The following is an 11,775-nucleotide window of genomic DNA, read 5'->3' on the forward strand; positions in this document are numbered from 1 at the left end:
ATGCTGGCTTTTATATTAGGAGCTTTTAATTTGCACTTGATCTTTTAATTTAAGAAAATTAGTAGCTCTATGACATTTTATACTTCAATTTTATGCCAATATACACTTCACTACTGCTGTTGTAGTTCAATGAAATCGAATGAGGCTATGTCAACTTACACTTCAAACAACATTGGGTGACTTTCTTCATATCTATCTCTTTTTAAAACACGCTTTCGATACCGTCTTTTATGTTCTAGTTAAATTACGCAGATTTATTACCCTGTCTGAATAATGTCTCTGTAATTACAATTAACTATAGCTCCTTGGCTTCTAACACTATTTTACAAACACTCTAAATCCCCATGCAGGAATTGTGAGTTCTGTTGTTTGAGTCAATTCCATTGCCTGTTTTGAAAAAGCATCTGTGTATTTACCCAAAAACAATGGTTCTTTAAAGCTAACTGTTTGTGGCGCTTTTGATAGGTTAAATACGGCAAATACTTTATCGTTGCCTTTTGCACGAACAAAGCTTAGCACTTGATTTGGTGCGGTGTTTGGTACATGCACCATGCGGCCGCCAAATTGGCCATTCCACAGTGCTTCATTATTATGTTTGAGTGAAAATAGTGATTGATATAAGTCACCGATAGGGTGCTTTTGCCATTTGATTGGGTCACGTTCGAAAAAGGCGAGACGTTTATCGTTACCTGCTTCTTGGCCGTTATAGATCATCGGAAAGCCTTCGCCAACGACAGATAATGCAATAACGGCTTCAAGTGCATCGCCATAGTTTTCGAACATGGTGCCTTCCCATGCATTAGTGTCATGGTTGGCAACACCTACAAGGCGGTAAGCCTCGGCTGGGAATGCACTTTCGTTCCATGAGTAATAAACAAAGAGGGCGCTGACATCAGCATGACCATTGACGATTTTATGCATGTGCTCAGACCACGACCACGCGTAAGTCATATCAAAGGCTTCGGCATGTAAATCGCGAGACTCCCACTCAGCCAGCATTAAAACAGGCTTTATGTTATCAAGCTCACGGCGGACATTATTCCAAAAATCTACCGGCACAAAGCCAGCTACATCACAGCGATAGCCATCAATACCGACTTCTTTTACCCAGTATTTCATCGATTCTGTCATGTATTCACGTAGAGCAGGTTTCGAATAATCAAAGTCAATAATGTCAGACCAATCCCACCACGGTGTTGGCCTAAATTGGCCTTTGTAGTCTCGGTCGTACCAATCGGGATGTTCATATCGAAGCCAGTTATCCCAAGCACTGTGGTTTGCTACCCAATCTAAAATGACGTACATCCCCATATCATGGGCTTTGTTCACAAAGGCTTTGAGGTCTTCAAGTGTGCCAAACTCAGAGTTTACTTTACGGTAATCTTTTACAGAATAAGGGCTACCTAAACTGCCTTTGCGATTTTCTTCACCAATCGGGTTTATTGGCATAAGCCAAATAATATCAACGCCTAACTCTTTCAAGCGTGGCAATTGCTGCTGTGCTGCATTAAAGGTGCCTTCTTTAGTGAATTGACGCGTATTTAATTGATAAAGCACCGCATTTTTTGACCACTCAGGATGAATTAGTTTTACGTAAGGCTTGGGCTCATAGGCAGTGTTTGCAGTTTTAGTGTGTGTACATGCAGTAATGAGGCTTAGCAATAAAATAAGCAAACTTTTGGTTAGCAATGAATTCATATCAGGCCTTGTTGTCGGTTTTAGTTGTCGTGTAAAAAACACGCAGTCTGATAAATATATACCCTGATAATGAATGTAACAAATATGTGCATACGTATTCACAATGCAGTTACATAATCGATTAAGGTCTTATTTAATGGCTTAATTATAGGGGGTGGCGGATAAATACTTAAATGATTAAATAGGGTGGGGAAATATGTAAAAACGACAGCCAGGTGTAGCCAAGCTGTCGTTTAAATATGCTGAGCTAGGCTGAAATCATAAAAGCCGATTTACTGGCATCCCAGCTGATCAGTTTTTTAATTTCCAGCTCTTTTATAATGGTTAGTAATTCAGAGTCACTTAGGCAGCAGCCTTGTTTTAGTTTATCGAGTGATATCTCTTTATTACGGCTATGAAGCTTAGAGGCCAACATAATACGGTAGATTAATTTTGACTTACGGTTCATAACGCATCTCCTCCACATTTTTGTTGATAGCGTTTTAGTTGCTACTTGGTTTTTATAATTTGGTCTAATGTGTACTGATGATTTTTTCGACTATGAGGGATCTTTTTAGCCAAGTCAATCAATATAGGATAAAAATCATACAATATTGAATCAGCAGGATAAACGTAGAAGTGAAATTGTAACGCATTGAAAGTAAAGTAAAATAAAATTTTCTGCTTGGGAAGCCTAGTCTATGAACTCGTCACGGCTAATTGCAATGACATCATGCAGCGCTTTAAATAGTAAATGCTTTTCAATGGGTTTGCCTACGTGGCCATTAAAACCACAGTTCATGTATTCGATGATATTTTCTTTCATTACGTTGGCAGTCAAGGCAATAACAGGCACCTCTTTATCAATGCTACGAATATGTGAGCAGGCTTCGATTCCCCCCATAGTTGGCATTTGTATATCCATTAAAACTAAAATGGGGTTTAGTTGTTTAAATAGCTCGACTGCTTCAGCGCCATCTTTTGCAAAATGAAGATCTGCGTTGGTTTCTGCAAGCATCGATTTGATGATCATTGTATTGAGTGGGTTATCTTCAGCAATTAGTACAGTTTTAGCCGATAAGTCAGGTGCGGTTACATCGGTAAAGCTATCATGTAAGTGCTGCTTTTCAGATACTTTGAGCGGTAAATAAACGGTGAAATGGGTGCCTTTACCGAGCGCGCTGTCTACATCAATACTGCCATTCATACGGTTAATAAGATTCGCGGTGATCGACATCCCTAATCCAGTCCCGCCAAAACGTCGTGTTATACTGTTATCGGCTTGCTGAAAACGGTTAAACAGATGCATTAAACCTTCTTTATTCATACCAATGCCGGTATCAATTACTTCTATCTCAACACCTTGTTTTTGGCTTTGCGAAGATTTATTAATTTTTACTTGCACGCCACCTTGCTCGGTAAATTTAACGGCGTTAGAAACCAGGTTTAAAATAATTTGTCGAACCCGAACTGGGTCTCCTATCCATAAATCTTCAACGTCATCGTCTATATCTATGTTTAGTTCGATTGCTTTTTCGTTACAAAGCGGCAGAAAATCAGAATTGATTGATTCAACGACCTTCGACATCGAAAAGTCCACCTGTTCAATTGAAAGCTCGTTCGCCTCCATTTTCGAAAAATCTAAAATATCGTTGATGATAGTAAGGAGTGATCGACAAGAAAACAGTGCCTTAGACACAACTTCTATATTTTTCGGTTTTTGAATATTTGGCTGCAAAATTTGTAAAAGCCCCATAATGCCATTAAGTGGGGTACGTATTTCATGACTCATATTAGCTAAAAATTCTGATTTTATTCTCGCGCCTTCTAAAGCGCGCTCAGTAAGCTCAATCTGTTGTTTATAAGAGTTTGAAAGCTTTCTAAAGTAAATAAGCAATATGCTAGTGAGCAATATAATTGTTAACACATGCACGATGTAAGCAATTTGGAAGTTTTCATCAATGGCGATGCTTTTATCTTGAAGCATTAACTTTACATGCCGCTCGAACGCGGCAAGTGCCTTCAACGCATCTGTATCATCTACTTTTACAGTGGTATCTATCTGCTCGCTAGTCGCGCCATTAGCTATCATTCTTAAAACAATATCGAGTTTATCTTCATATTCAATAACCGTTTTTTTAACGTCAGTAAGCGCAGTCTGATCGTACTCTTTTATTGCGCTAAGTTTGGCAAGGATCTCTTTTATTTCGATGAGTTCCTTTTCAATGGGCGGAAGATACAGTTCTGTATTTTTTCTGAGCACTAGGTTTTTAAAATGGTGAATAAAGCCACCATACCCGAGTTTTTGAATTAGCTTGTCGTGGAGTACATAAACGTTAGCGGCGGTTTTTGAATAGTCATGCCATTGTGAGTCGACATTTTTGTAAAAGAATAATGAGGTAACAGTGAGCGACGTTACTAATGCAATCACGATAATTGCATTCACTTTCAACTTGTTTTTAGTTTGCTGCAACGCTTTTGTCATCAGTTTACCGCACCTATCTTACTGTTAATTTAAGCATAGCAGTATTTTTTTCGTTCACATAAGAAAGGCCTATGTCAGAATGACTTTTTGTGAGGATAATAAAAAACCTTAACAACTAAGCTAAAAATAACTTAAAGCGAATAATTAAGTTTTTTTAAAAAAGTTTGAAATCAATTTCACTGTACTTTTTTTGTACGTGGTGTATCTTAAGTTGGTACGAAATTTTAAGGTTTCATTGAGTGTAAGTTAACACTCATCTGTTAATTGGAGTAAAGGATATGCACGCACACACAGTCAAAGAATCAACAGCGACTATTCAATCGGGTGTCGCAAAAGCGGATGGTAAGCTTTTAGTGACTGAACAAGAGATTGTTTTTGAACCGTTTAATAAAGAGTTAGGCTTAGGTCCATATACACTTTCACGAGCGCACATCAATAACGTTGATAAGTGTTCGGGTAAAGGTGCGGGTATTCTACCAATTACAGCAGATGGAATTCGCATTACTCTAAATAACAACGATGTATTTGAGTTCATCCTAGCAAACCCTGATGAGTGGCTAAGCGTACTTGCCCACTAAGCAAATCTTCAAAAAGTCGGCATATTATAGCAAGTTGTCATAATGTGCCGTGTTAGCCTTTCATTAATTATTTTCCTTTCTTCGCAACACATTGATCTCAAACAATACTAAGGCGAACTTCTTAGGTTATTTTACACATCTAAACCATTAAATTGCTCGTTGCTTATTAACGGAGGCTCTTGGGCAAATGATCAACTTAGATGAACAACGCCTAGTTTCGCTTGAACGCGGTTTTCATATTCCACCAAAACCTGAGCTATTGAGCCAAATTGCCGATGAAATGCAAAAGTCGGATGCAAGCTTAGATAAAATAGCCAATTTGATCTCTCGAGACATTAGCCTGTCGGCCTTATTATTAAAAACTATAAATAGCCCGGTGTTTGGCTTACAACGCACCATTAGTGATATACGCCAAGCGGCGATGTTTTTAGGGTTAGATCAGCTTAATCGGCTAGTCACCTTAGCCTTGCTTAAGCAAAATTTTAAAGGTAATGCCTGTATTAGCTTAGAGCGCTTTTGGGATGAGTCGGTTGAAGTTGCAAATGCCTGTGTACTGCTAGGAAACAGTTATAAGTCATTAATGCCAGTGGACGAGCTTTATTCATTAGGGCTTTTCCATAATGTCGGTATTGCTGCTATGGCATTAAAGTTCAGAGGTTATGTTGATGTTCTTAAACAAGCAAATCTAGCTAAAGAGCTGGCTATCACCGACCTAGAACAGGCTCGTTATCAGTGCGATCATGCGGTGATTGGTTATTTTATCTCGGTATCATGGCACCTTCCAAAGCCACTTTGTCATGTTATTTTAAATCATCACAACACGCACTTTTTAGAGCAAAACAATGATGAGCAACAACGTATGGCGTATGCCATCTTAAAATGCGCGGAGAGTGCTGTGGACTATGCCCGTCACCAACAGTATTCGAGCGAGTGGTTTAAAATTAAAGAGCAGTGCTTTGCAGAGCTGGGTATTGTTGATCAAGATTTTGCCGATATGGTCGAAGATTACGTCGACAATGCGATGGCTAGTTAAAGCCAATTAGCGTTTATTTCCTATCATCTTAACTTCGATGAGTTTGCGAGTGGTGAGTTATCATCACTCGCTTTTTTTATATCGAAAGAAAGTATGCATTACTATACTTTCCTGCTGTAGCAAGGCATCATAACTTTTTTCTAAGGAGAGGTTATGATGCTTAAATCTTTGTTGTTACTGGTTTTATGTAGCAGTTCTGCGATGGCTGCTACAAGTCTGCCGGATAATCGTCATATTGTTGTTAAAGGTGAGGCTGTTGTACGTACTGCCCCCGATAGGGCTGATATCACGTTAGAGTTTGAAGCTGTAAAAGCTGAAAGCGTGCAGGCTAAGCAGCAAGTAGATGCGCAAGTCAATGAACTCCTTGCGGGCTTAAATAATTTCTTTATAGACGAAAAAAGTATCTCTGCGGGTCGAATTTTCGTAGAGCCGAACATGCGTTATGACGAAAATGATAATCAAGTTAAAGATGGTTTTCGAGCCACGCGAAAGGTCAAAGTCAGCCTTAAAAAACTCTCCCTTTTGGACGGATTTTTAAATTTTGCGCTTAAAGTGGGTGTCAATCAAATCGAGCAAATTCAACTTTTATCAACCAAAGCCTCAGATTACGAGCAAGCCGCTCTTGATAAAGCAGTAGCGAATGCCAAACAGCAGGGAAGTAGCCTCGCTAGCGCATTCGAAGCGAAACTTGGTCGGGTGTATAGTATTCAATCGCAAGAGGTAGGTAGTCACTTTGGCTATGGTAGCAATACAAATATTGAACGAATTATGGTTACGGGCTCACGTATTAATACAGTCCCAGAAGGTAAGTATCTACAAGAGTCGATTACCTTCAGAGCAAGTGTCAATGTTGTGTTTGATTTGGTGGTTGAGTAATTAATGAGATTTTTTAAGTACAGCGTTTATCTATTCCTTTTGTTGATGGCATTCAGTGGTCTTGCCGCAACAAAGCACCTAAATATCGTCAAACCTGTGGTTGCGGTATTTAAGGCGGGTGACAAAGCTGCCATTGCCAAGCGAGTGCATTATCCTTTGCAGCGTAAAGCGCCGCTGCAAGCAATAGAAAATGAGCAAATGCTCATAGAAAAGTTTGAGCAAATTTTTGATAAAGAGTTTGTCGAAAAAATCGTGAACTCAAGTATTCGCCATGATTGGGAAATGATGGGGTGGCGTGGCATTATGTTTGATTCAGGCAAATTGTGGTTAGACTTTGATGGCTCCATTTGGGCTGTGCCTTATGAATCAGAGGCAGAAAAAGCACGACGCGAAGCATTGATTGACGAGCAAAAACAAGCATTACACAAAAGCCTCCGTGAATTCACAAAGCCGATACTAACGTGGCAAACTAAACAGCATTTAATTCGTATCGATGAACTGGCTGATAATCAATACCGCTATGCAGCATGGGAGGTTGATCAATCAATGCAAGATGAGCCAAGCCTTGTGATCACAGGGGGCACATTAAGCTTTGATGGCAGTGGAGGGAATCATTTTTATACCTTTACTAACAATGGCTATCGTTATGTCTGTCATGTGGTAGTGCTTGGCACTGAACACTCACCGCCGGGGCTTTTAGAGGTATTTAGAAATAATGTACAGATATTGTCTGAGCCTGTTTTAGCTTTTTAGGTTGTTTTTCTTATTTTGTACTACACTTCTTCTTTCAAAGGAGTCTCGTTCTAAGGATTCTGGTATAAAGGAGTAAATTGTGGGTACAAAATTTTGGATACTAAGAACCACTAAAGTTTTTACGCTGGTGGCAATTTTGTTATTTATGGTGGAAATTCTAAAAGGTCACGAGACGCTCAGCGCGTTAGGTTTTGCGCTACTTTGGTCTTTTATTGCCACGGCCATTTTTATCGCAACCCGTTTATATCATTCATCAAAAGGGCGCCACTGTGCACTTTGTAATGACACCCCTGATGATAAAAAAGCGAGTTAGCTTAGGTTATTAACAAACACGCCGCCCCATACCAACGCACAAATCGTTAAAGCAATCAGTACGGCTGCGGATCCTAAGTCTTTAGCTAGGCCTGATAATGGATGAATTTCAAGGCCTATTCGGTCAATGGCGGCTTCAATTGCCGTATTGACGACTTCAGCAAACATCACAAATAGCACTGATACAAGCAGCATAATTTTCTCATACAGACTAATCTGCCATACAAAAACCACCGCTATGGCTAGGACCAACAGTACCAGCTCTTGTTTAAAAGCAGACTCATGCTTTGCTAACCACGTGAATGCTCGTTGGGAGTTTTTGAATGCAAGGCGAATACGTTTAATGCCAATGGGTTTGTTAGTGCTATCAAATTGCATAGTATGAAATCTCTATTTCGTTAGCTTTGTGTTGAGCAAGCATTAAAGATATCTTGCTCTGGGTGATATTCAGTGCTTTGTACATGGGTTAAGCCTAGTAGGGTGTCAAAAATGTTATCGTGCGAAAAAGCATGGTTACGCTGCTGTTCGATACATTGATTAAAGCGGGTATCGGCTAGTTTATTACTCCAAAACAGCATAGGCACTTGGGTTTGCTCTTTAGGCGCTAACGCATACGGGAAGCCATGTAAGTACAAGCCTTTTTCACCCAGTGATTCACCGTGATCAGAAACATACAGTAGGGCTTTGTCATCCGCCTGACTGCTTTGCAGTAAATTAATAAGTTTACTCAGCACTAGGTCGGTATAAGCAATGGTATTATCATAGGTGTTTGTGAGTTGCTCACTGCTACAATTTTGGATATCGCTACGTGGGCAATCAGGCAAAAATTTACTGTCTTTTTCTGGATAGCGGCGATAGTAGGTTGGCCCGTGTGAACCAATCATATGTAATACCACTAGTTGGTGTTTCGCATCACTTTTGGCAAGCTTTGCAGCCAATTCTTCAACCAGTACTTCATCAAAACAATAGCGTCCGTCACAAAGTGGGTTGCTCTTTGTTGGTTCTACCGTTTCTGAGTTTACCCGCACACAAACCCCTTTACAGCTGCTATTGTTATCAATCCACGTTACTTCGACACCACTTCGTTGAATGATATCTAGGGCATTTTCTTGGCTTTGCGCGATGCGCGAATCATAGTGATTGCGGTCTAAGCGCGAGAACATGCAAGGTACAGAAATGGCCGTTGCGGTGCCACATGAACTAACATCACTGAAATATTTAACGCCAAGTTTAGGGGTATATTGATTAGTCGGCTTGTCGTAACCTTGTAGTGAAAAGTTTGCTGCGCGTGCTGTTTCGCCTACCACCATAATCGTCAGTGAACTTTGTTGCTTAGCTAATAGGTGCGGTGTTTTATCTAAGACTTTAAATGGTAAAGGTGGATAAAAATAATTATCGCGCAGGTACTTATAGCCCGCAGTATAAAATGCAAAGGGGGTAATGTAGCTGGTTAATTGACGATTATTACGCCCTACAGAGGCGTAATCTTTATAAAAAGGAACGGCAATAACAGCTACAGCAGTAAACGCTGTAACGTTAAGAAGCGCAAAGCTTTTAAGACGAACACGAAAGTTTCCGACAATTTCAAAGCGAGAAAACAAATAAGCAGGCAGTACGCCTAGCACAGTAATAAAAGCGATAACTTGTACATTAAGGTATGAAAAAGCCTCACCTGAATTTGTCTCTAAGATATTTTGCAGCATGCTTTTATCAAAGATAACACCGTAATTTAAGGTTGCATAAAACAACAACGATGAAACCACGACGCTTGTTAAAAGCACGGGTTTAACAAAGGTGATTAACGATAACCAACTTAACACCATTGCCGTCAGTGCTAATAAGAAAAACGGTACGCTTGCTATAAATAACCAGTTGATATGTTCAGGTTTGCTGGCTGCTTCAAGCATGTTAAATAAAAACAGGCCATTAAATGCAATAACCAAGTACAACGACACCAGCCAGACAAATTGGCTGTAGCTAACGTGCCATTTTTTAGTAAGGAGTTGTTTAATTTGCATGCTCATAATCATTCCTCATCGCTACGATTTATTTGGTAAGCGATACAACTGTTCGGTATAAGCTAAATTGCTAAATAAGACGTGTGCTAAGGCTTTTTTGGCAAGTTCTACGCTGCTATCTGTGTTATCGATGGCAACTTGCGTTTTACTTGTAGAGTCATAGCGCCAATAGCTCACTTTTTGGTTTGGCATCAGGATCACGGCTTCACCATTTTCTACGTAAGCAAAGTTGTCGTAGTACTGCATCATGGCGCGCTCAACAGGGTATTGTTGAGTTAAATCATAACCAAGCATGGGGGTTGCTTGCTCAACGCCTAATAACGACAACAAAGTAACAGGTAAATCAATTTGGCTGACTAAGCGAGTATCGCGCTTTGCATCCATATCACTATTTAGGATCACAGCAGGGATGTGGAAAGATTTAAGCGGCACAGGCTCTGAACCAAACACGCGCACATCATGATCTGCAACCACTAAAAAGACGGTGTCTTGCCAGTAATCTTGCGTTTTTGCCTTCGCGATGAATTTACCAAGAGCATAGTCTGCATATTTGATTGCTAGATCGCGTTTGTAGTTTTCTGGGTCGTGGCCTTCAGGCAGTGTTACTTTACCCTCTGGAATATCGAATGGGTCGTGGTTACTTGAGGTAAACACAAGGCTGAAAAATGGTTTGCCTGATTTATTTAGCTCACTTAGCTCTATATCAGCTTGATTGAACAAGTCTTCGTCGCTTGCTCCCCATGACGAAATAAACTCAGGGTTTTGCATGTCATTAATATCGACAATATCGCTAAAGCCATTCCCTAAGAAAAAGCTTTTCATATTATCGAAATGACTTTCACCACCATAAATGAACTGGGTGGAATAACCGGTGCGGGTTAATACATCAGCAAGTGAGAAAAAGTTACGCTGAGATTTAGAAAGTTTGACCACCGAGCGCGAAGGTGATGGGGTAAACCCGGTTGTTACCGCTTCGATACCGCGAACTGAGCGTGTGCCAGTGGCGTATAAGTTATCAAACCCCCAGCCTTGTTGATAAAGCTTATCGAGCTCAGGAGTCACACCTATGCCACCTAGTTCGCCAACAAAGCGTGCGCCTAAGCTTTCTTCTAAAATGATCACTAAATTCTTTTGTTTGCCTGTGTTAAAAGGTGTGTTGTTGGCAAGGGTAGGGATACTCTCTGTGATAAACTGCTGTTTATAGGCTGCTTGCTTTACTGTTTGTAAAATCTCATCACGTGGCATGGTACCGTATAAACTACTGGCATTTTTTTCATTGCCCATATTCTTAATAGCAAATGCAACACTGTAAGTTGAATTAAGTGCCAAGGAGTTAACTAGTGAGTCACTTGAAAAGTACACTAATGCAGGGTTTAACGGGCGATGGCTTACAGTGCCTCTTGCGCTAATTAAGCAAACTAATAAAGTAGTAACGAGTATCACCACTTGGCTTACCGTTTTAGCATCTTGCTGTTTGCTAAATGCTGCATTTATATAACGATACGTAAATACACAACTAAGCGTTGCAATAATTAAGGTGCTTATCATGGCAAATAGGTGGCCATGTAATAGCATAGAAAAGACTTCTTGAGGGTAGTCTAGGTATTCGACAAATAAACGATTTGGTCTCACATCGTATTGAGTAATGAACGCGGGAGTCGAAGCCTCAACAACCACGATTAAAGTCACAACTATGCTGCTATAAAGAGTAAAAACTTGTTGAAAAAAAGCGGTTTTGCTGCGCAAAAGCACATCAGCTACTAACATTAAAACAGCCAAGGCTGACAAGTAGCCTAAGCTGCTTAAGTCGACTCTTAAGCCGCCTAATAAAACGGCAAGGCTATCGCCATCAGCTAACCTTTGATGTTGCCATACTAGCAAGGCTATTCTCGACAGTATAAAAACTGACATTAAAATTAATGAAAAACGGAACAAAGGTTTTAAAACAGAAAGTTTTGTTGTCATAGTCGTACTTACTTAATCGAAACTTAAGAAATCCTTATGGTAATCTTAATATTTTCTAAACTAGAAAAACTTCAGTAA

The 11,775-nt window shown here is 40.0% G+C and carries 11 protein-coding genes; 5 read left to right on the forward strand and 6 right to left on the reverse strand.

The window, feature by feature from the left end; genetic code table 11:
- Positions 1-318 precede the first annotated feature (318 nt).
- The 3 genes from J8Z28_RS06225 to J8Z28_RS06235 all read right to left on the reverse strand — a co-directional run bounded on the left by J8Z28_RS06225 (position 319) and on the right by J8Z28_RS06235 (position 4,162).
- Positions 319-1,698: an alpha-amylase family glycosyl hydrolase gene (locus tag J8Z28_RS06225; protein WP_250660094.1), complete on the reverse strand. Its 1,380-nt coding sequence runs from the start codon at positions 1,696-1,698 to the stop codon at positions 319-321.
- A gap of 247 nt (positions 1,699-1,945) precedes the next feature.
- Positions 1,946-2,146, reverse strand: coding sequence for a hypothetical protein (locus tag J8Z28_RS06230; RefSeq protein WP_063706895.1), 201 nt, complete (start codon positions 2,144-2,146; stop codon positions 1,946-1,948).
- 225 nt (positions 2,147-2,371) lie between these two features.
- Positions 2,372-4,162 (reverse strand): ATP-binding protein, encoded by a 1,791-nt coding sequence (locus J8Z28_RS06235; RefSeq protein WP_063706897.1) that lies wholly within the window; start codon positions 4,160-4,162, stop codon positions 2,372-2,374.
- 278 nt (positions 4,163-4,440) lie between these two features.
- On the opposite strand from J8Z28_RS06235, the gene J8Z28_RS06240 reads away from it, so the two are divergent.
- The 5 genes from J8Z28_RS06240 (at position 4,441) to J8Z28_RS06260 (ending at position 7,715) form a co-directional block, all read left to right on the forward strand.
- On the forward strand, positions 4,441-4,740 hold the full coding sequence (locus J8Z28_RS06240; protein ID WP_063528276.1) for a hypothetical protein: 300 nt from the start codon (positions 4,441-4,443) through the stop codon (positions 4,738-4,740).
- Between the two features lie 187 nt (positions 4,741-4,927).
- Positions 4,928-5,773, forward strand: coding sequence for an HDOD domain-containing protein (locus tag J8Z28_RS06245; RefSeq protein ID WP_105175183.1), 846 nt, complete (start codon positions 4,928-4,930; stop codon positions 5,771-5,773).
- A 153-nt stretch (positions 5,774-5,926) separates the two neighbouring features.
- Positions 5,927-6,649 (forward strand): SIMPL domain-containing protein, encoded by a 723-nt coding sequence (locus J8Z28_RS06250; RefSeq protein WP_105175182.1) that lies wholly within the window; start codon positions 5,927-5,929, stop codon positions 6,647-6,649.
- A 3-nt stretch (positions 6,650-6,652) separates the two neighbouring features.
- Entirely contained in the window at positions 6,653-7,402 is a 750-nt protein-coding gene (locus J8Z28_RS06255) for a hypothetical protein (RefSeq protein ID WP_250660095.1), read from the forward strand.
- A gap of 79 nt (positions 7,403-7,481) precedes the next feature.
- Positions 7,482-7,715 (forward strand): hypothetical protein, encoded by a 234-nt coding sequence (locus tag J8Z28_RS06260; protein ID WP_250660096.1) that lies wholly within the window; start codon positions 7,482-7,484, stop codon positions 7,713-7,715.
- On the opposite strand, the gene J8Z28_RS06265 is transcribed toward J8Z28_RS06260, so the two are convergent.
- Genes J8Z28_RS06265 through J8Z28_RS06275 form a run of 3 tightly spaced genes read right to left on the reverse strand, consistent with a single transcriptional unit; the run spans position 7,712 to position 11,697 of the window.
- Entirely contained in the window at positions 7,712-8,092 is a 381-nt protein-coding gene (locus tag J8Z28_RS06265; RefSeq protein ID WP_250660097.1) for a diacylglycerol kinase, read from the reverse strand. The two genes, J8Z28_RS06260 and J8Z28_RS06265, sit on opposite strands and share 4 nt — an antisense overlap.
- Positions 8,093-8,112: 20 nt before the next feature.
- A complete protein-coding gene (locus tag J8Z28_RS06270; protein WP_250660098.1) occupies positions 8,113-9,738 on the reverse strand; it encodes a phosphoethanolamine transferase in 1,626 nt (541 codons plus the stop codon).
- Positions 9,739-9,753: 15 nt separating this feature from the next.
- Complete coding sequence (locus J8Z28_RS06275; protein ID WP_250660099.1) at positions 9,754-11,697, reverse strand: LTA synthase family protein; 1,944 nt, start codon at positions 11,695-11,697, stop codon at positions 9,754-9,756.
- Between the last annotated feature and the right edge of the window lie 78 nt (positions 11,698-11,775).

The organism is Pseudoalteromonas sp. SCSIO 43088 (genome assembly GCF_023650795.1).
Taxonomy (GTDB): domain Bacteria; phylum Pseudomonadota; class Gammaproteobacteria; order Enterobacterales; family Alteromonadaceae; genus Pseudoalteromonas; species Pseudoalteromonas shioyasakiensis.